Genomic DNA, 22729 nt, shown 5'->3' on the forward strand with positions numbered 1-22729 from the left:
ATCGATTTAAAAATAATCACAACAATTAAAGTATATGAAGAAGTAAAATTCAAATAGAAAACTATGGTCACTGACACGAGTTCGGGCGGAACCCCGGCGATTCGGGTCGACGGATTACGGAAGTCGTTCGGCGACGGCGATGACGCTGTAACAGCCGTTGACGGCGTTTCCTTCGACATCGAAACGGGAACCGTCGTCGGGATGCTCGGACCGAACGGGGCCGGAAAGACGACGACGATAAAGTCCATCCTCGGGCTGGTGATCCCGGATTCCGGAACCGTCGAAATCGCCGGTATCGACGTCCACGAACGACCACGGCGAGCGTATCGGAACGTCGGTGCGATTTTGGAAGGCGCTCGAAACGTGTACTGGCGGCTCACCGTCCAGGAAAACCTCTCGTTTTTCGCGGGATTGGGCGGCGATGACCCCGACGATCTTCGGGAGCGACACGAGTCCCTCTTGGAACAGTTCGGTCTCTCGGAGTACGCCGATACGCCGGTGAACGACCTCTCTCGCGGCATGAAACAGAAAGTCTCGCTCGCATCGACGCTGGCACGCGACGTCGATGTGGTGTTCATGGACGAACCGACGTTGGGGCTCGACATCGAATCTTCCCTCGAACTCCGTTCGGAACTCGACCGTCTCGCCGACCGCGAGGACGTCACCATCGTCCTCTGCAGTCACGACATGGACGTCATCGAGACCGTCTGCGACAGCGTTCTGATACTCAACGACGGCTCTGTCGTCGAGCACGATACCGTCGATTCCCTGCTCGAACTGTTCCGAACCCGCGACTATCAGGTCACGCTCGAATCGCCGGTCGCCGACGACGTTCTCCGTCGATTCGAACGGGCGGTCGGAGCCGACTGCTCCGATGACGGTGACCGCCTGACCGTCACGTTCACCGCGACCGACGGCGACGAGATGTACGCCGTGATGGACACCATCCGGGACGCGGGAGCGGAGTTACGGGATGTCGAATCCGTGGACCCGGACTTGGAGGAGGTGTTCCTCCGACTCACCGAAACCGGCGACGGGCCGACCGACGATTCGTCCGCTCCAACGGGTACTCGGCCGGTTCCCGGCGATTCGGACGGTCCGCCTACCGCGGCCACGACGGAGGTGAGCGCCGATGGCGACCGTTGATACCGGAACGGAGACGCGGGACGACGCCTCGTTGCTCGCGCTCGTGAAGGTCATGGTGTCCAAACACCTCATCCTCCTCGTTCGCTATCCCGTCAACACCGTGGCTCGACTGCTCACGCTGATAATCCTCTTCGCGGTGGTCTTCTTCGGCGGACAGGCGGTTTCCGGTGCCGCCCTGACGGACTCGTTGGACGGGATCATCGTCGGATTCTTCCTGTTCACCCTGTCGATCATCGCCTACTCGGGACTGGCGTGGAACGTGACGCGCGAAGCCCAGTGGGGGACGCTGGAGCGGTTGTTCATGTCCCCACACGGGCTTGGAACGGTGATGGCCGTCAAGACGGTCGTCAACGTCTGCATGAGCGTCCTCTGGGCGGGTGTTCTGCTGGTGTTTATGATGCTCACGACGGGGCGCTGGCTGACCATCGACCCGCTGACGGTCGTCCCGTTGGTGCTGTTGACCCTCATGTCCGTCATCGGAATCGGGTTCCTGTTCGCGGGACTCGCCCTCGTGTACAAGCGCATCGAAAACGTGTTCCAAATCGTCCAGTTCGGATTCATCGGTCTCATCGCCGCGCCGACCGGCGATATCGAGTGGCTGAAGCTCCTGCCGGTGGCACACGGCAGTTATCTCACGCGGATGGCGATGCAAAACGGCATTCGACTCTGGGAGTTTCCCACCTCCGAACTCGCGTTGTTCGTCGCAACCAGCGTCTTCTACCTCGTGGTCGGCTACTACTGCTTCTACCGAGCGGGCATTACAGCGCGCACGAGAGGCGTGATGGGGCACTACTGACGATTTCCCGTTTCGGGACGGCGACCCGGACGGTGGATGGTGGTTCCTGTTACCGCGGGCGCTTCGGTATGCGGTGCTGGGGGACGGAAATGGGGATTCATAAAATTCGTTCGAATCGAGGGGAGTTCCCCCCTCGGTACCGACGTCTTAGATACCCGTGATGAGGCAGGTGATGATGCACATTTTCGCCGGACCGAGCGTGTCGTCGTCGAGGTCGGCTGTCATCTCCACGTCGAATTGGGAGTCGTACGCGTTCTTGTTGAGCTGTGCCGTCACCGTGTTATCAATTGCAACTGACATGCGTTGTACACTTTAAATTATACAGTATTAAATATTAGTATTATATTCAATCTTTTATTACTGTACTATATTCTTATGCTGATATCGAGAAAAATAATCTTGTCGTGAATCTGTTGGATATGGCACGCCGCCGCGTAAAATTGTGTGATGTGTCGGTCAGTTCGAGCACTCGTCGTCGCTTAGACGCTGACCGTAACTGCACAGCTGACGGTGCACGTGAGAAGACACAGCTTCGCCGGGCCAAGGTCCTCTTCGTCCTCGTATTCAGGAACCAGCGCATCCGTCTTGAACTCGGAGTCGTAGACGTCTTTGTTAAGCTGTGCCGCCACCGGACTGTCAATTACGATTGACATACAATACGTATATCATGATATATATTAAAATTTACTACCGGACTGAAATTGAATCCAATATCTATAGAACTATACCAATACTCCGAATTTGCGGATGCTATTTAACGGTATATCCGACCAACACCGCTTTTATCTTCTATTATTCTCATTGTCGTCCGTTTGTGTGGTCCTTTTGAGAATCCTCGGTGAGAGTAGTACCATCGCTCGACTAAAAATGGGGTCCGTCGTTTGATGCGGCGACGTTAGCCGGTGATGGTGCACGTGAACACACCGCACGTGATCAAGCACCACGAATCGTCGGCTTTTGCGACGAACTCGTCGTCATCGATATCCGGCGTTTCCATCGGAACGTCGAACTCCGCATCGTATTTTTTCTTGTCGAACTGAATCGAACTCTTATCTTCTATCACAACTGACATGCAATATAATTATATTAGTGCAATCATATTAAACTTATTGCTCTAGTTAAATTATTAAAACAGCGGTCATACTCGATGAGTGACCTCTTCGCTGGCGTGTTTTGTACCGATACGAACGGTACACAGCTGATTTCCACGAATATGATATCGTGAGCTCACTCCAGCAGCAGGACACTGGGGAGCGAATCGGGGTCACGGAGTCGAAGGAGCGTGTAAATCGCTCCCGAAATCCCGTCGAAGAACGTCGGATTGACGAACGCCTCCGAATGGCCGGGGAGCGACAGCACGCCGTCACGGTCCCGACGAGTGAGACAGCGACCCAGTAACGTTTCCGCCGCATCGAGGTCGCCGTCGGCGCGACGCGCGCCGACGAGCATCGTCTCGACGCGGCCGAGGTTTCCACAACAAACGTTGTCGAGATGCGACGGCCGCTCCGTCGCCGTCGCGGACAGCGCATCGTTCACCGTTGGAAGCAACGACGAGTCGTTTAGCTGTTCGCTGATACCGATGCGAGCGAGCGCGATTCCGGCCCGCCCGTGACACCACCTGTCCCGATAGTTCTCGACCGCCGACGAACTCGCCCAGTTGTCCCGGTCGGGCGCGTACAAACTCGATTCGAAATCGAGCGCCTCCCGCGCGGCCTCGGCGTATCGCGCGTCGTCCGTCGCGGCGGCGAGCCGAGCCAACGCGTACGCGATTCCGCTCGACCCGTGCGAGAAGCCGGTTATCGGCGTCTCCCTGTCGCCCGTGTTCCACACCCGACACCCGTTGACCGTGACGCGCGCTTCGAGCAGTCGTTCCCCACACTCGATTGCGCGGTCGAGGACGCTCGACTCGCCGTACCGCTCGTAGTAGGCGAGCAGTCCGAGCAGCGTCCCGGCGGACCCCTCCATGACGTCGAACACGTCGTCACGCGCGAGCTTTTCCGCGGTCACTTTTTGCGTCGCCGCCAACGCACCCGCTCGGTAGGCGTCGTCGTCCAGCAGTTCGGCGATGACCGACAGGGTGTACACGACGGACCCGACCCCCTTCGTTCCGCCGAGCGACGCGGAAAAGTCCCCGCTGGAGAGGTCTTCGAGCAGTGGGTCGAGCGTTTCCGAAACCACCCGTCGGTACCGCTGCTCGCCGGTCGCGTCGTAGAGGGCCGCTGCGGAGAGCGCGATACCGCCTCGCCCCCAGAACAACGAATAACTCGCCGGAGCCAGGTTGACCATGGTATTGGTCGGACACACCGAAATCCACCCGTGGCCGTCCGGTGTGTCGATGGCCGCGTCCATCACGTCGTCGAACAGTTCCTCCGCGTCGCGCTGCAGTCGGTCTTCGGTTATCTCCGTCGGTTCGGGGGTCAATTCGTCCGGTTCCGCGGTATCGTATATCTGTCTGAGCAACCAGACCTGTTCCGCCAAATCGTCCTCATCCATCGCGTCGAGGCGCCGTTTCGCGTGGTTGTACCCCGACTCGTCCGCCACCACGTCCAGCGGTTCCCCGTGGTGGAACAGCCGCCGTTGGTCGGGTCGGGACGTGAACCGCGGGATGTCCTGCCGTCGAAGGTCGCGCCGCTCTGCTTCGTACAACTCCCAGTGTCGATCCGTTTTGATCCGGCCGTCGAAGAACGGAACCGCGAGGTCTTCGAACTCGACCGTGAAGCGTGCACCGTCCCGGAGCGGGTTTCGCGCGGTGGTCGAGCGCCGAATCGACCGGTACTGCATGGTCGCCCGGTACACGAGACGGTTTTCGATGCCGTCGATGAGGTCGTACGTTGCGATGGTGGACAGGAACTTCCCGTCCACGTGGAGCCGACGAATCGTTTCGTGAGTCTCTTCGAACCCACGAACGAGCGCGTCGATGTAGTCGTCCGGCGATTGGTCTTCTCCGCCTATACTCGGCGTGTTCGTGCTCAAACCGACCGTCATCTCCTCTTCTTTGACCGACATCACGTCGGTGTTGACGGCCTCGACGGACGGGAGCGACCGATTTGCGAGTTGTGTCTGACCGCTTTTCCTCCCGAACCCGGCCACCGACGCCGCCAACCCTTGCTTGTCCGGTTCGCGCGGGTCTCCCGCGGACCACGGAAGCAGCGCGGTCAGCAGGACCGAGCCGTCCATCACGTCGAATATCTCCTCCGGGACTTGTTTCGCGTCCGCGTCCATGTGCGGGTGAAAGAGCGTTTCTCCGTCTACTATCATCGGGTTCTCTCCGTCGACGATGAGGTTCTCCAACTGGCAGTCGGTGAAGTTGAGCGCGTACGCGACACACAACATCGCACCAGCACGCTCGTAGTATCGAGTGGCGGCGGTTTCGTTGGGTACGTCCCGATACTCGACGTACTCCATCCACCCGTACTCCTCGCGGGGGACGTACGTCGGCGTCTCGAAGGACGGAAGCGAGAGGTACTCGTCGAGCCGTTCCAGAATCGTGTAAAACGCGACGCCCCCATCGACCGGTCGCGGCTTGTAAATCACGTCACCCGTCTCGAACGAGACGCGGACCGGAATACGACCCCCGCCGTGAACGTCGTCGGCGAGCGGGGAGAGTGCCGTGATGTTCCCCTCGACGCCGAACCGTTCACGGAGGGTCATCTCGTCTCGTTCCAACCGTTCACAAACCTCAGTAATCGCGTCGATCCAGTTTTCGACGAACACGACGACCTGCCGTCCGAGCACCGGATACTCCACAAAGAGATTTTTGAAGCCGTGTTCGAACATGGCGTCGATGAACTGGTCGTAGTACGTCGTGTCCGGGTTCGCAACGTCGCCGGGGTCGGCTTTCGCCAACTCCGGGTCGTGATACTCGACGAAGCTCTTGAATTCGACGTACAGAGGTCGAACACACGTTTTCGAGAGCTGTGAGACGAACCCCTCGACCATCGGCGACATAGCGTCGATAGTGACGGTACCCGTCGGTAGTCGCTGACGGGCGTACTCCGCGATGCTGGCCAACAGCTCCACGAACGGCGTCTCCTCGGGAACCGTAACGCCGATTGCACGTCGGTCGGCGGTCGGCGTCGCTTCGACGTGTCGAACCATTTCTTCGACCGTGTGTATCCAGTCGGGAAGGGGATGGTCGGCGGGCCAGCGGGTCGCGGCGAGCTGTTCGCGGACGGTTTCTTCCGTTAGTCCGTCGCGCCTGAGACGCTCGTAAAACGCCGCTTCGTCCGGGAACTTGTCCTTCCACTCGTGAAGAATCTGTTCCGGCTCTATCGGCGGTTCCGCTCCCGGCTCGTTCGGGGGTCCTTCAACTCGTTCGTGGACGGTTCGTGCCCGTCCAGCAATCTCGCGCCGTTCCTGTTTCGTGAATGTCGTGTCCATCGTATCCTCGAAAACGTCCGTGGTGTGGTTTGTTGTCGAATCCGTCGGCGTGTCTCGTCGTTTCGATTCGCGTCGTCCGTGACGGGTTCGAACCGCGTCAGGTGGGTGGTACAACCCAGCCCGTAAACGGCACGCCGACTGCCGAGTCGATGAGGCCGACTGACCGCCGTCGAACCGACGCCGCTCCAATTTTCATACGCCTCGAAAGGCATATTGCAAATTTGGACTGACATATACCGATGCAAATAGTATATGTTTATTAAAACCTCTTGTCCGAACATGTTTGCGTGTGTTTCATATCAAACTGCTATCTTCTCGTGACTGATCAAAACGATTCGCACCTTCGACCCTTGTCGCATTCGACTGGAGCGTTCGGACAACAGATGCAAGGGCATCTGTGATTTCGTTATTTTATCCGGTGAGGCCGCAGCTGAGACCACACGAGAACCAGCACATCTCGGCCGGTCCGAGAAGGTCGTCCTCGTCGAATTCGGTTTCCGACGTTGCGGCGTCGAATTCCGCGTCGTAGCTTTCTTTATCGATCTGTGCCGCCGTGCTGTTGATTGCAACGGACATGCAATTAACACATTAATACATAATATATTAAAACTTTCCCTATTGAAAATATAACACTTATTTTTTGATTCTGTTAGAGAAATTATTGCAGTTTGGCCCGTCACTCTACAAATTATAAATCATGTCTGTGTGAACTGTATTATATTCCATCTAATAATATATGATTATAACATGGGCGTATGAGGAAATATCTACGAACAACGGCTTACTGTACTTTCTACTGATATTATCCTGCACGTATATTCTTCTGGACTTTCATTTTAAACTTTGTAAATTCTTAATTTCAGTTTGAATATAATGCCGTTATTCTTCGCTAGTGCCCGTGCTGAATCCACTCATTTCTGAAATCAACTATCGGATAAATGTCGTCCGTTCTAGCACGGTTATTCCTTTGCGGGTGGTTACGACGCTCCGCTCGCGTCTCGATGTCGGTATTCACGTTGCGGGCAATGGACATCTCGGCTGAAAATTTATATATCAAACATTCTTTTAGAATAGTATCATGGTTTCGAAATCAAAAATCCGAGACGCGGTCGGCAAATCGGAAATCGAAAACTGGGAGAAACACCCGTTCACGATGCATCCCGTTCGCTCGGACGACGAATCGATGCGCGCGTGTTGGGTGTACGAACACGACGTCAACCTCCGCTTGGAGAGAACCGAGGCGTTGGCCGCGGATGTCGAGCAGGAGTGGACCGCGGAACTCCCCGCGCCGAGCCATAGCTACGAGTATTATCTCTTCTACGGAACGTCTCCCGTCGAATCGCACGTCATCGTTTCCGTCGATGAACACAATGCGGCTATCCCGTTGCCCGAACGTGACGAGGACGGTAACCGGTACATCACGCCCTATCAAGCCACCCTCGGCCGCGTCGTCACCGGCGACTATCAGGACTTCGAGATATATCTCGACTGGACGGACATCGAAATCCACTGAATACCGTCCCGCCCGCTCCCCCGTTCTTCGATTCGTTCGTCTTCGACCTCGAACGACTTTCTCGGACCGGCCGAGTCAGTTCTCACCCAGTAAGAGCAACTGTCTACGGTTATGTTCTCCTCTCGCCTATAAATATCTATGAACGCACGTGCCATCCTTTTCGCAGTTGCGAGCGCCGTCACGACCGTCTTGCTCGCCGGTGCCGCCACTATCGAGCTACTGAGTGCCGTGTACGGCGAAAGCCCCGGCGTCGGCATGCTCGGCCTCGTCGTCGGTCTCGTCGTCGGCGTGTCGGTCGGCGCTGGCGTTGCGGTTACGGCGGGGCGATTCTCCGGGATCTCCCTGGCGGCGCTCGTCGCGTACGCGACCTTCGGCGTCGCGTTCCTCGCCATCGCCGGACTCCGATACGTCAACGCCCCCGGTGCGGACGCGCTGTTCACGTTCCCGGTCCACCTCGCGGTGAGCCTGCTCCTCGCACTCGCGTTCGCGGTCCTCACCGCCCGCGGTCTCGTTCGCGGTGTACGACCGAGCGTCTGAACGACGGTCATCGTCGGCGTCGGGTGTTCCCGTGGCGCCGTCTCTTGGTTCTCGTCGCGTCTCGGTGACGTATGCTCCCTCCGTGCAATACCCATCTTCACATACCGGTCGTTCGACGAGAGTTCGTTCGAGTTTTCGCCCGTCGGTCTCTTCTCGATGCGCGGAAGCGGACGGACCGTCGATACCCGGCAGTGACGTGCTACCTGCCGACTGATTTCCGTATTCGGATACCCTTCGGATCCGCTTCCCGGCGACCGCACTAATGATATTGCGGAATATTGGGAATAGCGAGAAAAGTATAAGTGCCTATGTCACGTTTAATGGTAACATTGTTCAGGAGAGGTGGTGACAATCACCAATTTCGGCTTCGTCATCGACAACAGGCGATGTATCGGTTGCCACGCGTGCACCGTCGCGTGTAAGACAGAACACGACGACCCCATCGGCGTTAACAAAACATGGGTAAAGTATATCGAGAAAGGGGAGTTTCCGAACACGAACCGGAACTTCTCCGTGATGCGGTGTAACCACTGCGACGATTCGCCCTGTACGGACGTCTGCCCGGTCACCGCTCTCTGGGAGCGCGAGGACGGAATCGTGGATTTCGACCCCGAGCGATGTATCGGCTGTAAGGCCTGCATGCAAGGGTGTCCGTACGACGCGCTCTACATCGACCCGGAGACCTCGACCGCGGCGAAGTGCAACTACTGCTCGCACCGCGTCGATACGGGGCGCGAACCGGCCTGCGTCACCGTCTGCCCGGAAGACGCCATCATCGCGGGCGACGTGGAGAATCCCGACACGGAGATCGCCGAGACGATCTCCAAACAGGAGGTACAGGCGCGCAAACCGGAGAAAGGGACGGACCCGACGCTGTTCTACGTCAACGGAGACGAAGGAAGCACGACGCCGGGAACTACCGCCCGCGAGGACCACTACATGTGGTCGGACGCCCCGAACCGCGTGGAGACGCGCGGGGCAGCGCGGGAGGAGTTCGACATCCGTCGCGCCGCCGAATCGCTCGCCGACTCGGACGTCGACCTCGGACGGAGCGACGAGGCGCGGTCCGACGGAGGGTGTGCCTGCGGCGGTAGGTGCGGCGGTGAGTGCCGGTGCGACGACCGCGTTGCCTCGGACGGAGGAACGGCGACATCGGCCGCGGGGAGGGCGGACGGACACCGGAGTGGTGGGTCGGACGAACGGGAGAGCAGTCGGACCGAGCGCGCGTACGAACTCCTCCACGAAGAGGCACGACGCGTCTACGATATCGGCGAGAGCCACTACACCTCGTGGGGATGGGAGGTCTACTCGTACACGTGGACCAAATCCATCGCCGCGGGCGTGTTCATGCTCCCGGCGCTGTTCACGCTCGCGGGGCTCGTCGAACCGAACGCGACCACCATCGGCGTCGCGTCGCTCGTGAGCCTCGTTTTCCTCGGCCTCACCACGCTGTTGCTCGTCCTCGACCTCGAACAGCCGACCCGGTTCCACTGGGTCCTGTTGCGCCCGAACTGGAATTCGTGGCTCGTGAAGGGCGGATACATCCTGACCGCCACCGGCGGTTTCCTGACGCTCGTCGCGGGGAGCTGGCTGCTCGGCGTCGAGACCCTCGTGACCAACCCGGTCACGCTCGGCGTCGGGGCGGTACTGGCGGCCGCCACGGCGGTCTACACCGCGTTCCTGTTCAGCCAGTCGAAGGGCCGCGACCTCTGGCAGAGTCCGACGATGCCGCTCCACATGTTCACCCAAGCGGTGGTCGCCGGTGCCAGCGTAACGGGGCTGTTGGGGCTGGCCGGTATCGCCGGGTTCGACGCGTTCGTCGGCCTCTCTCGGCTCACGCTCGCCGCTGCCCTCGTCGTCCATCTGCTGATAATCGCCTCGGAGATATTCACGCCGCACCAGACCGAGGACGCCGAGGAAGCCGCCGCGCGCATCACCCGCGGTCGGTTCAGCCGGGCGTTCTGGATCGGCGGCATCCTCGTGGGTATCGCGCTGCCGCTCGTCGCCCTCGCGGCGAGCGCTAGTCCCGCGGTCGTCGCGGTCGGCGGCGTGCTCGCCCTCGCCGGGTTGTTCGCCTTCGAGTACTGCTGGATAACCGCTCCGCAAACCATCTCGCTCGCATAACCATGGGACACCAATACGAACTCAGTCGAATCGAGAAACTCGCCGAGAGCCTCGGGCTGTTGTCCGACCGCTCGACGGGCACGTCGAAGCAACGACAGGGAACCAGTGGTGCCGTCAATCGAATCGCCGCACCGGGCGAACTATCGAGCTATCCCGACCCCGAAACGTGGCACGAGTGGGTGGAGTACGATTCGACCGGCGAACCGACCGAGTACTCGGTCGTCCCGACCGCCTGCTTCAACTGCGAAGCCGGGTGCGGGCTTCTCACCTACATCGACAAGGAGACGGGTTCCATCAGGAAGATCGAAGGGAACCCGGAACACCCCGGCTCCCGCGGCAGAAACTGCGCGAAGGGGCCCGCGACCGTCAACCAGATCAACGACCCCCAACGCATCGAGCACCCGCTCAAACGCGACGGTCCCCGGGGGAGCGGCCAATGGACTCGCGTCTCGTGGGACGAGGCCCTCGACGACATCGCCGGGGAGATGCGCGAGGCCATCGTGGCCGACCGCGGCAACGAAATCACCTACCACGTCGGTCGCCCCGGCCACGAGGAGTACATGGACCGGGTCATCCAAGCGTGGGGCGTCGACGGCCACAACTCCCACACGAACATCTGTAGCGCCGGTGCCCGCGCCGGGTACGGCCTCTGGCACAAGTACGACCGTCCGAGTCCCGACTTCGCAAACGCGGAGTTCATCCTCCTCCTGTCGGCGCACCTCGAATCGGGCCACTACTTCAACCCGCACGCCCAGCGAATCATGGAAGGCATGCAGGACGGCGGCCAGTTGGCCGTTGTGGACCCGCGGCTGTCGAACACGGCCGCGATGGCCGACTTCTGGCTTCCGACCCAGCCCGGCAGCGAGGCGGCCGTCCTCCTGGCGATGGCGAACGTCATCCTCGACGAGGACCTGTACGACGCCGAGTTCGTCCGCAACTGGGTGAATTGGGAGCAGTTCCTCGACGAGGAGTTCCCGGACCGCGAGCGGAGCTTCGACTCCTACATCGAGACGATTCGGGAGGTGTACGCCGGGTTCACGCCCGAATTCGCGGCGGCCGAAAGCGGCGTCGACGCCGACACAATCGAGACGGTCGCTCAGAAGGTCGGCACCGCCGGGGACCGCTTTGCCAGCCACATCTGGCGCTCGGCGGCCTCGGGCAACGACGGCGGTTGGCAGGTCTCGCGCACCCTCCATTTCCTCTCGGTGTTGACGGGAAGTGTCGGAACCAAGGGCGGTACGGCACCCAACGCGTGGCACAAGTTCGACCCGCACCTGCCGAACGAACCACCCCGTCAGCGGCTCTGGGACGAGTTACAACTTCCGCCCGAGTATCCGTTCGCCCACTACGAGCTGAGCCAACTGCTCCCGTACTTCCTCAAGGAGGGTCGCGGGAAGCTCTCGGTGTACTTCACGCGCGTGTTCAACCCCGTCTACACGTACCCGGACGGCTTCTCGTGGATAGAGGCGCTGACGGACGAGGAGAAGGTCGGCATGCACGTCGCACTCACGCCGACGTGGAACGAGACGGCGTACTTCGCCGACTACGTGCTCCCGATGGGTCATTCGCCCGAACGACACGACATCCAGAGCCAAGAGACGCACGCCGGGACGTGGGTCACGTACCGACAGCCCGTCCTCCGCGAGTACGCCGAACGAGAGGGTGAGGACGTCGAGTTCACCTACGAGGCCAATCCCGGTGAGGTCTGGGAGGAAGACGAATTTTGGATCGAACTGTCGTGGCGTCTCGACGAGGACGGAACCCTCGGCATCCGCGAGCACTTCGAGTCACCCTACCGCGACGGCGACGGCGACGACCCGGCGAAGATGACCGTGGACGAGTACTACCGGTATATCTTCGAGCACGAGGACAACCTCGTGGAACTCGCCGCGGAAAAGGACATGACGCCCCTCGAATACATGAAACACCACGGGGCGTTCGAGGCGTCCGAGAACGATTACGAACTGCATCGGGAACCGCTCGACGAGTCCATCCTCGACGCCGACGACGTGACCGTCGACGAGTACGGGACGATTCGTCGCGGCGAGAAACCGTCGAGCGCGTCCGCGTCCGACGGCTCGGACGTTCTCGGCGTGATGGTCGACGGCGAACCCAAACGCGGATTCCCGACGCCCACGGGCAAACAGCAGTTCTACTCGCGGACGATGGCCGAGTGGGGCTGGGACGACCTCGAATACACCGTTCCGCACTACCTGAAATCCCACGTCCATCCCGAGAACGTCGATTACGAGAACGGCGAGATGGTACTGGTACCGACGTTCCGCCTCCCGACGGCGATTCACTCCCGGTCGTCCAACTCGAAGTGGTTGGAGGAGATTTCACACAACAACCCGGTGTGGCTTCACACGAAGGACGCCGACCGACTCGGCCTCGAAACGGGCGACCTCTGTCGTGTCGAGACGGAAATCGGCTACTACGTCAACGAGGTCTGGGTCACGGAGTCCATCAAACCGGGAATCGCCGCGATGAGCCACCACATGGGACAGTGGAAAATCGACCGCCCGGACAACGACGAGTCGGACGTTCAGGAGGGCGGCGACCCGTACGGGAAGGTGACCGTCGACCTGAACACCGAGGCGGGCCGGTGGGGGATGCGACAGGTCGAGGGCATCCATCCGTTCGAGAGCGACGACAGCGACAGCGAGCGCGTCTGGTGGACGGACGGCGGCGTCGCACAGAACCTCACGCACGCCCCGCATCCCGACCCCATCTCGGGAATGCACTGTTGGCACCAGAAGGTGACCATCCGACCGGCGGAGGCGGACGACTACTACGGCGACATCTACGTCGATACGGAGCGGTCGTTCGAAATCTACCGCGAGTGGCTCGCCGAGACGAAACCGGCTCCGGGACCCGACGGGCTTCGTCGCCCGAAGTGGCTCAAACGCCCCATCGCCCCTCCGACCGACTCCGGAGCGGACGCGGGGTGGTTCGTGGACGGGCCCATCGGACGCCCCGGCCGCTGGGACCCCGAATCCCTGTCGACGACGGCCGACGAGGAGTAACGCGGATGGGCACGACACCATCCGACGACGAGTCACTCGCCGCTCAAGTGGAACGCGCGCTGGCGGACGCCCACATCGGGCGAGACGGTCTGTTCTACGCTCTGGACGACCTCGACGGGTTCGGACGCGTTCGCGTCGATGGCCGGACGGCAATCGTCCCGGTGACGCTGCCGCTTCCCGCGAGAGACGTCCGAACGGTCGTCGAGCGCGACGTTCGGGAGGCGGTCGGCGCTATCGACGGCATCGATGCGGTCACGTGCCGCTTCGAGCCACGGGTACCCGACCCCGGCGTCCGCGTCGAGTTGCTCCCCGACGTGAAACACGTCATCGCCGTCGCCTCCGGGAAGGGCGGCGTCGGCAAAAGCACCGTCGCCACCAACGTGGCCGTCGCGCTCGCCGATGCGGGCGCGTCGGTCGGAGTGCTCGATGCCGACGTCTACGGGCCGAACGCACCCCAACTGCTCGGCGTCGGCGAACGGACGCCGACCGCAACCCTCGACGACCGAATGGTTCCCCGCGAAGCGCACGGCGTCTCGGTGATGAGCATGGGGTTCATCGTCGGCGAGGACGACCCGGTCATCTGGCGCGGCCCGGTCGTGGACGGGTTCCTAACGCAACTGTTCGGCGACGTGGAGTGGGGTCCCCTCGACTACCTCATCGTCGACCTCCCGCCCGGTACCGGGGACGTACAGCTCTCGCTCGTCCAACATCTGCCCGTGACCGGTGCGGTCGTCGTGACGACGCCGCAAGCGGTCGCCGTCGACGACGCCCGGCGTGGACTCGAAGGGTTCGCACGGTACGACGTTCCCATTCTCGGTATCGTCGAAAACATGGCCGGATTCCGCTGTCCCGATTGCGGTTCCGTCCACGACCTCTTCGACGCGGGCGGCGGCGACCGATTGGCCGAGGCGTTCGAGGTGCCCGTTCTTGGGCACATTCCGCTCGACCCCGCCGTCGGCGAACTCGAACGCGGCGAGGACCCACCCGACCCGCCCGGCGTCTCGGTTCCGCTCCTCGGCCGGTTGCAACTGCCCCGGACGGAGGCGGAACGCGAACGCCCCACGAGCGCCGAGCCGATGGCACTCCGCGAGGACGGCGGCGAGACGAGGCGTGCGCTCGAACTCGTCGCGACGCGAACCGCGGCCCGCGTCAACGCCCTCGTCACCGACTCGACGCCGCCCGACTCGTCTCCCGACTGACCTCGGAACCACGGTCACGAGCGGTCTCGTGTATTTTCCGACCGAATTCTCGGTTGCGGCTCGTGGTGGTGCCGAAGTACCCCGCCGAATCGTGTCGCTCCCCAAACTCATTTGTCGCTGCTCGTCGTCTCGGAGGGCTATGAACGGCTTCGACGACTTCGACTCGTTGATAGAACGACTCCGGCGCACCGCGACGGTCGAAACGGTGTACGGCGACCCGATTTCGACCGGCGACCGGACCGTCGTCCCGGTTGCGACCGTCGGCTACGGGTTCGGCGGCGGCGGCGGCGACGAGGGAAGTGGACTGGGTGGCGGCGTGGGTGCGTCCCCGGTCGGCGTCCTCGAAGTCACGCCGGACGAGACGCGGTTCGTCCGCTTTTCGGAATCCCGGAACGTGACGCTCGCACTCGTGCTCGGATTCGTCCTCGGCCTGTTCGTTCGTCGCTCGAACTGACCCTACTCCCTCCCCGTTTTTCCCGCCCGCTGAGAACTACTCGTCGAGTATATCTCCTCTCGTGACATATATTCTGTTGACCATGCCGATCAACATCACAACCACCCTCAAGCGAGGCTACAGTCGAAGTATCGAGCGAAACGGCCTCATGCTCATGGGGATACTCTTCGTCATCTCCGTCTTTAACGGCGTGTTAGGGCTCGGTGTTGACCGGTGGGTCGCCCGACAGGGTGGGGCCGCCGGTGTGCAGGCGAATCCGTTGGTGATAGTTCCGCCGCTCGGTGCCGGTATCGTCTCCCTGATACTGGGCATCGCGTTGCTCGTCGTGAGCATCGCGGCCATTCGCGTGTTCGTGAGCGACGAAACCGAGCGTCTCCCGCGAGAGTTCTTCACCCGGAACATGGTCTGGGCCGCGGTCAACCTCTTCGTCGGGACGATAGTCTTCGCAATCATCGTGGCACTGGGTCTCGTCGCGCTGGTCGTTCCGGGCATCTTCCTGCTCGTGACCCTGGTGTTCTGGACGGTCTACGTGGCCGTCGAAGACCAGAACTTCGTCGAGGCGTTTCGAAGCAGCTGGGGACTGACGCGGGGCTACCGCCTCAACCTCTTCATGCTGGGCGTGGCGGTGGCGTTCATCACGCTGCTCCTCAACCTCGTCTTCGGTTTCGGCGACCTCGCGAGCGGCAGTTTCGTCGGCGATTTCGTCGCCTTGGTGTTCGCGCAAGCCGCCAGCGCTATCGCGACGGTCTTCGCAACCGCCGTGCTCGCGACGGCGTACACCGAACTCGACGCCTCCGACGATGAGGACCTCGGTGAGACGATAACCGACGACAGCACCGCCGGACGGCCCGCCGCCTAACCGTATTTTTCGATTTTTCGAGTAACCGTGTAAAACCGCGCTCCGGCGTCGGGCTAGTCCGCGGGCTGGGTGTCGCGCCCGAGGAGGACCCGCGTGAGGTCCTCGCCGAGATTCTCGCCAGCGTGAGTCTCCTCGACCTGCGTGTAGACGAGAACGAGACCGAACGTCGCGAGCGCGGCGGCGAACGCGAACGGGACGACGTAGCCGAAGCCGACGAGCCACCCGCCCGCGAGCGGGCCGATGGCGGTGCCGAGACCGAACGCCATCGTCAGCACGGAGAGCGTCGTCCCGGCGTTCGAGTTCCGCGCGATGTCACCGGCGAGCGCGAAGGCCGGTGCGAACACCATCGCTCCGGCGATTCCCTGCACGAACCGAGCGGCGACCATCCCGACCGGCGTCGCAACGAGTCCCTGTGCGAGCGTCGCTGGCACGAGGAGGACGAGCCCCGCGAGGATGAACGGCTTCCGGCCGTACCTGTCGCTCGCGGTGCCGACGGGCGTCTGCGTGACGACTTGACCGAGCGTGAACGCCGCGAACTCGATGCCGAAGAGCGTCGCGCTCTGGCCGAGATGCTGGTTGATGATGCTCTCTAGGGGCGCAAGGATTGCGATGCCGATGGCCATGAAGAGCGACGCGATGCCGAGCGTGAACACGGAGTCGAGCACGCCGTTGCCGTCTCGCTCGAAGACGGCGACGCTGTGTTCGCCGCCCGCGTCTGCAGTGTTCTCCGCGTCGATGTCGATGTCGGGGTCGCTCACCAGTGCGAAGACGAGGATTGCGCCGACGAGCGCACCGAGCGTGGCGATGTAGAACGCCGCCTCGAAGCCCGTGACCGCGTAGCCGAGGACGGCGTACGGACCGCCGTAGATGACGGTGCCCGCCGCCACGGGGCCGATACCGAATCCGAGCATACGGAAGGTGTTGAACACGCCCATCGAACCGCCGCGCGTGTCGTCCGTGGAGAGGTCGTTCACGAGCGCGATGGTCGCCGGAACGGTGACGGCGACGCCGATTCCCTGTCCGATGCGGATGAGCAACATCGCGCCGTAACTCCCGGCGAGCGAGTACGTGAAGTTCGAAACCGCGAGGATGAGCAGTCCGGCGACCACGAAGGCTTTCCGCTTCCCGGTCTTGTCGGACAGGTTCCCCGCGATTGGCTGGACGCCGCTCATGAAGAACCCGAACGCGGATAGGATGAGTCCCGTGACGAGGGCGGTGCTGAGGCCGAACGTTCCCCCGCTGACCACGCCGCTGGCGATGTAGAGCGGGAGGACGACGATGAGGAACGAATTCCCGATGGAGTCGGCCATCCGCGCGAACGCGAGCGCGAGAATTCGACGGTCCGTATCGAGTACGCCCACTATCGGGGTCCCTCCTCGATGTGATGATGTGTGCTGTGGCTCCGAATCATTTCTTACTAACTACTCAGTTAGCAACGCGGATAAACGTTCCGGCTTGGCAGGTGCCGACTAACTGATGGACGGGAAATAACGCTTGAAACGCGGTGATTCGGACGACTGGGGGTGTTTGGGACGTCTTTCCACCCGGTTCCGATGGATTGACTGGCCAGTAAGTTTTTGGAGTGCTATATGTCGGGAAACCGAATCACTCGCCCGCCATGCGGTTCGATCCGGGCGTTCTTCGACGCGTTCGGCGGGGGTTTCAAAACGAGTGTCGAACCGCGGAAACGTCGAGGGCAGTTACTGCCAGAGAGCGCCCGTTACCATGTTCCGAACGGCGCGACGACGGCGACGTCGAGCGCCGAACAGACGAAGCTCGTGAATAACCTACCTGTGAGTGAGATTCCGACGAGTTCTCGGGCGTTCACGTCGTCGGGAGGAGCGTCGATGTCGAATCGTTAGTCGTCGGCGACCACGCTGTCTTCGGTCGCCGCACAGCGGTTCGGTCCCAGTTCGAGTTCGTTCTCCTCATCGACGTTTTCCGGTTGGTAGCTACCCTGGTTCGTGGCGATGACCGTCTCGTAGTTCGGCGGCTTCGATGGAAGGTTCTCGAACATGTGCTCGACGAATTCCTCCTCGTCCAACTGGACGATTTCGTTGGTCTGCCGAACGGAGCCGACCGTCGTGACCATCGGCATGCCGGGCGTGACGTCCACGTACTCGCCGTCGTCGGTGACCGAGAAGTGGCCCGGGAGAATCTTCACGTGGTCGGGAAGGGACAGGATGACCTTCTGGAGCGTCGCGTACTGGACGCGTGCCCCGTCGCGCGCGTCGGCGTCGGCGAACTGGAGTTCGGTGCGGCCGATGGACTCGACGAACAGGGTGTCGCCGGTCAACAGCGCCTCGTCGTCGATCAGCCACGAGGTCATGCCCGTCGTGTGACCGGGCGTGTGAACCGACTTGATATCGACGTCACCGACGTTTACCGTGTCGTTCGGGTCGACGCCGTCGAAGTCGTATTCGGGGTCGCGCGTCGCGGCGGGCGAACCGAGGTGGTACGGGACGCCGAGTTCGTCGGCGAGTCGGCGACCGCCGGAGATGTGGTCGGCGTGGATGTGCGTATCGAAGACGTGCGTGATGTCGAACCCGCGCTCCGCGGCGGCGTTCTTGAACGTCTCCGTGGCGCGCGTCACGTCGATGGCGGCGGCCTCGCCGGTGCGCCTGTCGCCGACGACGTAGCCGAGACAGCCCTTCGAACGGCGCTGTAACTGGAGGATTTCCACGTCGTCGTTCCGCGTTGCGATGGGTACGACGTCGTAGAGCATGCTCCAGGATTCCATGCCGCCCTCGACAGTCAGTACGTTCTCGAACCCGTCCGCTTCGAGCCACTCGGCGAACTGTCCGGCCGAACTGCCGGTCGCACAGATGGTGATAATCTCGTCGTCGGCGTTGAGTTCCTCGCGGTGGGCGTCGAAGTCGCCGACCAGTTCGTCGTTCGCGCCCGAATATTCGACGTTCTCGGCCTGGGCGATGTGCCAGTCCGCGTAATCCTCGGGGTTTCGCGTATCAAACAGGGTAACGTCTCCGTTCGCGTCGATCTTATCTCGCAATTCCTCCACCGTGATTTCCTGAACCATTGCATCGAATTGTATTGTCTATGCAATAATAAGGGTTCGTCAGGACGGTTTTGTTGCCGGGTTATCGCTCCGATACCGGATGTCGAACACGGGTAATCAACATTTTTGCCCCTTCTTCGAACGTTTCCGCATCTTCCACTGACCCCTCGGTGAGGCTCGGGGTGGTCTCGGCAGTATTGTGTGATAATGTCCTTATTGACTGGAACAAACCGGCAACCACATTACGTTGGGACCACTACGACGGATAGGTGACCCGCGATGTCTGATTCGGACTCGATACGTGAGAAACTCGATGGGCTCCCTCCCAGTTCTAAGTTCATCTACAAGACGCTCGAACGGAACGGTCGAATGACTCAAAAGGCTCTCATCGAGGAGACGATGCTGTCGGCCCGAACGACGCGCTACGGTATCAAACAGCTCGACGACGCGGGGTTGCTCGAATCGTCACCGGCGCTCCGCGACGCCCGACAGACCTGTTACGGGCTGGCGTTGGACGGGCCGGACCAGCGTGGCTACGCAAAGGACGTCCTCGTCGAGGCGGAGTGGCTCGCCGAGCGCTTGGACGAGGTTCGAAGCGACGACCCGTCGCTTCGCCTGATAGAGGCTGACACGGGCGACGCCTACGAGGACGGTCACATTCCCGGCGCGATCAAATTCGGCTGGTTGACGCATCTGACGGCGGAAAACGGCCGCGGCGTTCCGGAGAAAGGGACGTTCGAGGAGTCGCTCGGTCGGCACGGCATCACCGACGAAAGCACCGTCGTCCTCTACGGCGGCGAGTCGAACTGGTTCGCCGCCTACGCCTACTGGCTGTTCAAATATTTCGGCCACGACGACCTCTATCTCCTCGACGGCGGTCGTGACTACTGGGTCGAGGCGGGCTATCCCACGACGACCGAGATTCCGTCGGTTACGGAGCGCGAGTACGACGCGAGCGGTCCGTTCGACCACCTCCGGGCGACTCGCAACGACGTCGAACGGGCGCTCGCGGGGGACGTGACGCTGCTCGATGTGCGGAGTTCCGAGGAGTTCGTCGGTGACGTCCGGGCACCGCCGGACGGCGAGGGGATGCCCGCGACGATGGTGGGCGGTCACATCCCCGATTCCGTCCACGTTCCGTGGTCGAACATCTTCGACGACGACGGTTGGTTCAAGCGCCGCGACGAACTCCGGGACATTTACGAGGCGGAAGGGGTGGCGGCCGACGACGACGTTATCGTCTACTGTCACGTCGGCGAGCGCTCCGCCCTGACGTGGTTCGTCCTCTCCGAACTCCTCGGCTACGAGACCGTGCGAAACTACGACGGGTCGTGGAGCGAATGGGGAAACCTCGTGGACGCGCCGATAGAGACGGAGTGACCCCACACGCTGCAACCGGTCTGTATCGTCCGCTTCTGCTGGGATACAAATTTTGCCGCCGTCTTTCGGTGTTGTGAGTATTGCACAACAATGTTGCTTCTATCTCTAGTTTGATGGGCGTGGGACCACACGTGTAAGTAGGTATGGTAAAGATAGTCGTTCTCGGTGCGGGTACGGGCGGTGCCATGACAGCGAACATCCTTCGACGGAAATTGGGCACTGACGCCGATATCACGGTGGTCGATAAGAGCACGAAGCACATGTATCAGCCGTCGTTCTACCTCATCCCCTTCGGCTATCTCGACGCCGAAGAGCAGGCTCGGGACGTCCGCGAACTCTTCGACAACGGCATCGAGTTCGTGCAGGACGAGGTGACCGGCGTCGACCCCGACGAGAAGGTCGTCGAGTGCGCCGAGGGCGACATCGAGTACGATTATCTCGTCGTCGCCACCGGCCATCGACTCGCGCCCGAAGCGACCCCCGGACTGCTCGAAGGGTGGGAGGAAACCGATTCCGTCTATCCGTTCTATCACTACGAGGCGGCGATGGCGATGCGGGAGGCGTTCGAGGACTTCGACGGCGGAACGTTCGTCGTCACCCAACCGAACACGCCCATCAAATGTCCCGGCGCGCCGCTGAAGATGACGATGCTCGCCGAGGATTTCGCTCGGCGCAAGGGAATCCGCGACGAGACGGAGTTCATCATGACCCGGAACGCCGACCACCACTTCGGCGTCCAGCCCTACCGGGACAAACTCTACCAGTTGTGGGACGACCGCGACATACAGTTCGAAGCGAACTTCTCAGTCGAAGCAATCGACCCCGACGAGCAGGTCGTCCGCGCCGCCGACGGCCGGGAGATAGAGTACGACCTCCTCGCCCCGGTGACGCCCCAGTACGGTCAGACGGCCATCACCGAAGGTTCTCCCCTGACCGAGGGCAGCGAGAACGGCGAGTACGTGACGATAGACGAGCGCACGCTGCAGCACACGGAGTACGACGACGTGTTCGCATTGGGCGACTGTGAGAACGCGCCCCACTCGAAGACCGCGGCGGCCGCCCGCAAAGAAGCGCACGTCGTCGCCGACAACCTCGAAGCCCTCATCGAGGGACGGACGCCGCACGCGAAGTACTCCGGCTACGCCGCCTGTCCGCTCCTCACGAAGAAGGGGAAGGCGATGATGGCGGAGTTCGACTACGAGGAGAGCATCTCCGCGCCCGTCGAGAGCAAGATGAACTGGATTTTGGACGTCAACGTGCTGCCGTCGGTGTACTGGAACCTCTGGCTGCACGGTTACGACCCGCTCCCGTAGGTGATCACGAATGAGTGATACACAGACACAAGAGGCGGTCATCGAACGCGACTCGGAGGACCTCGACGCGCTCGTGGACAAAATCGACGACAACGCCGAGGACCTCATCGCGTTGCTCGACGCCCTCAATGCGACGCAGGGCATCGCGGAGGAACTCGTCCCCGAACTGACGGACGTCGCCCGCGACAACCGCGAACCCATCCGCGACCTTCGCGTGGCGTTCGAGCGCGAAGAGACGCTCGTCCTGCTCCAGAAGGTCGGGCACAATTCGGAACAGTTGGTCGAACTGCTGGACGTGCTCGAAGTCAGCGCCGGGCTGACCGAGGACCTCGTGCCGGAACTCGTCACGGTCGTCCGCGAGAACCGTGCGACTATCGAGCGACTGCGAGCGGCGTTCGAGAAGGAAGAAACAATCGTCCTCCTCGAACGACTCGGCGAGAACGCCGACGCGCTCGTCGAACTCCTCGAACTCCTCGACGTGACGCGCGGGCTGGCCGACGACCTCGTTCCCGAACTCACGGACGTCGCCCGGAACAACCGCGAACCCATCGCGGACTTGCGGCTTGCCGTCGAAGGATTCACCGACGCCCGCCGGGAGCGCGAGACGCCGGACATGTACGAACTGGGGAGGAACATGGAGGGCTTGGTCGCGCTGACCGAGACGGCCGCCCAACCCGAGGTCGTGAACTCGCTCGACGCCGGATTGAGCGCGTTCACGGACGAGACGAAGCCGAAGAAACTCGGCCTGTTTGGCCTGCTCGCGGCGTTACGCGACGACGACGTTCGACAGGCGCTCGGAACCCTCGTCGAAGCGGCGCGACGGATGGGGAGAGCGAACGACGACCGCTGAGTCGGGATGCGGCGCACCGAGGACCATCAAAGAGGCCATTTACGAGGGAGAACGGGCCGCTCGTCGCGAACGTACTGGAAGAATGTGGAAACCCCTATCTCGCGACGGATGAAGTCGAGACGAGCCACCCTCTCTG

General features: G+C 61.6%; 19 protein-coding genes. 12 read left to right on the forward strand and 7 right to left on the reverse strand.

Features of this window, described 5'->3' with window-relative positions; all coding sequences use genetic code 11:
• Positions 1-63: 63 nt before the first annotated feature.
• A complete protein-coding gene (locus OPC11_RS12045; protein ID WP_264782019.1) occupies positions 64-1146 on the forward strand; it encodes an ABC transporter ATP-binding protein in 1083 nt (360 codons plus the stop codon).
• Positions 1133-1942, forward strand: a complete 810-nt coding sequence (locus OPC11_RS12050) for an ABC transporter permease (RefSeq protein ID WP_264782020.1) — start codon at positions 1133-1135, stop codon at positions 1940-1942. The genes OPC11_RS12045 and OPC11_RS12050 overlap by 14 nt, the downstream gene beginning before the upstream one ends.
• Before the next feature lie 147 nt (positions 1943-2089).
• Here the strand turns inward: OPC11_RS12050 and OPC11_RS12055 are convergent, their stop codons facing one another.
• From OPC11_RS12055 to OPC11_RS12075, 5 genes are all read right to left on the reverse strand, one after another.
• Positions 2090-2242 (reverse strand): hypothetical protein, encoded by a 153-nt coding sequence (locus tag OPC11_RS12055; RefSeq protein WP_154652469.1) that lies wholly within the window; start codon positions 2240-2242, stop codon positions 2090-2092.
• A gap of 179 nt (positions 2243-2421) precedes the next feature.
• Positions 2422-2595 carry a hypothetical protein gene (locus OPC11_RS12060; protein ID WP_007983020.1) on the reverse strand — a complete coding sequence of 58 codons (174 nt, stop codon included), beginning with the start codon at positions 2593-2595 and terminating at the stop codon, positions 2422-2424.
• 242 nt (positions 2596-2837) lie between these two features.
• The gene (locus OPC11_RS12065; RefSeq protein ID WP_264782021.1) at positions 2838-3014 is read right to left on the reverse strand and encodes a hypothetical protein; all 177 of its coding nucleotides are present in this window, start codon (positions 3012-3014) and stop codon (positions 2838-2840) included.
• Positions 3015-3169: 155 nt separating this feature from the next.
• Positions 3170-6322 carry a type 2 lanthipeptide synthetase LanM family protein gene (locus OPC11_RS12070; RefSeq protein WP_264782022.1) on the reverse strand — a complete coding sequence of 1051 codons (3153 nt, stop codon included), beginning with the start codon at positions 6320-6322 and terminating at the stop codon, positions 3170-3172.
• A 411-nt stretch (positions 6323-6733) separates the two neighbouring features.
• Positions 6734-6898, reverse strand: coding sequence for a hypothetical protein (locus OPC11_RS12075; RefSeq protein ID WP_007983024.1), 165 nt, complete (start codon positions 6896-6898; stop codon positions 6734-6736).
• A 502-nt stretch (positions 6899-7400) separates the two neighbouring features.
• On the opposite strand from OPC11_RS12075, the gene OPC11_RS12080 reads away from it, so the two are divergent.
• From OPC11_RS12080 to OPC11_RS12110, 7 genes are all read left to right on the forward strand, one after another.
• Complete coding sequence (locus OPC11_RS12080) at positions 7401-7835, forward strand: hypothetical protein (protein ID WP_264782023.1); 435 nt, start codon at positions 7401-7403, stop codon at positions 7833-7835.
• A 138-nt stretch (positions 7836-7973) separates the two neighbouring features.
• A complete protein-coding gene (locus OPC11_RS12085; protein WP_007983026.1) occupies positions 7974-8372 on the forward strand; it encodes a hypothetical protein in 399 nt (132 codons plus the stop codon).
• Positions 8373-8717: 345 nt separating this feature from the next.
• Positions 8718-10496 carry a 4Fe-4S dicluster domain-containing protein gene (locus tag OPC11_RS12090; RefSeq protein ID WP_264782024.1) on the forward strand — a complete coding sequence of 593 codons (1779 nt, stop codon included), beginning with the start codon at positions 8718-8720 and terminating at the stop codon, positions 10494-10496.
• A gap of 2 nt (positions 10497-10498) precedes the next feature.
• Complete coding sequence (locus OPC11_RS12095; RefSeq protein WP_264782025.1) at positions 10499-13522, forward strand: molybdopterin-dependent oxidoreductase; 3024 nt, start codon at positions 10499-10501, stop codon at positions 13520-13522.
• A 5-nt stretch (positions 13523-13527) separates the two neighbouring features.
• Complete coding sequence (locus OPC11_RS12100) at positions 13528-14721, forward strand: Mrp/NBP35 family ATP-binding protein (protein WP_264782026.1); 1194 nt, start codon at positions 13528-13530, stop codon at positions 14719-14721.
• Between the two features lie 139 nt (positions 14722-14860).
• Positions 14861-15175: a spore germination protein GerW family protein gene (locus OPC11_RS12105; protein WP_264782027.1), complete on the forward strand. Its 315-nt coding sequence runs from the start codon at positions 14861-14863 to the stop codon at positions 15173-15175.
• Positions 15176-15257: 82 nt separating this feature from the next.
• The gene (locus tag OPC11_RS12110) at positions 15258-16034 is read left to right on the forward strand and encodes a hypothetical protein (protein WP_264782028.1); all 777 of its coding nucleotides are present in this window, start codon (positions 15258-15260) and stop codon (positions 16032-16034) included.
• A 53-nt stretch (positions 16035-16087) separates the two neighbouring features.
• On the opposite strand, the gene OPC11_RS12115 is transcribed toward OPC11_RS12110, so the two are convergent.
• Together OPC11_RS12115 and OPC11_RS12120 are read right to left on the reverse strand one after the other, a co-directional pair.
• The gene (locus OPC11_RS12115) at positions 16088-17395 is read right to left on the reverse strand and encodes an MFS transporter (protein ID WP_264782029.1); all 1308 of its coding nucleotides are present in this window, start codon (positions 17393-17395) and stop codon (positions 16088-16090) included.
• Between the two features lie 497 nt (positions 17396-17892).
• Positions 17893-19071 (reverse strand): rhodanese-like domain-containing protein, encoded by a 1179-nt coding sequence (locus tag OPC11_RS12120; RefSeq protein WP_264782030.1) that lies wholly within the window; start codon positions 19069-19071, stop codon positions 17893-17895.
• A gap of 258 nt (positions 19072-19329) precedes the next feature.
• Between OPC11_RS12120 and OPC11_RS12125 the strand changes: the two genes are divergently transcribed.
• From OPC11_RS12125 to OPC11_RS12135, 3 genes are all read left to right on the forward strand, one after another.
• Complete coding sequence (locus OPC11_RS12125; protein WP_342765961.1) at positions 19330-20430, forward strand: rhodanese-like domain-containing protein; 1101 nt, start codon at positions 19330-19332, stop codon at positions 20428-20430.
• Positions 20431-20573: 143 nt separating this feature from the next.
• Positions 20574-21743: an FAD-dependent oxidoreductase gene (locus OPC11_RS12130; protein ID WP_264782032.1), complete on the forward strand. Its 1170-nt coding sequence runs from the start codon at positions 20574-20576 to the stop codon at positions 21741-21743.
• A 10-nt stretch (positions 21744-21753) separates the two neighbouring features.
• On the forward strand, positions 21754-22593 hold the full coding sequence (locus OPC11_RS12135; protein WP_264782033.1) for a DUF1641 domain-containing protein: 840 nt from the start codon (positions 21754-21756) through the stop codon (positions 22591-22593).
• Positions 22594-22729 lie beyond the last annotated feature (136 nt).

Origin of the sequence: Haladaptatus sp. T7 (genome assembly GCF_026008575.1) — an archaeon.
GTDB lineage: Archaea > Halobacteriota > Halobacteria > Halobacteriales > Haladaptataceae > Haladaptatus > Haladaptatus paucihalophilus.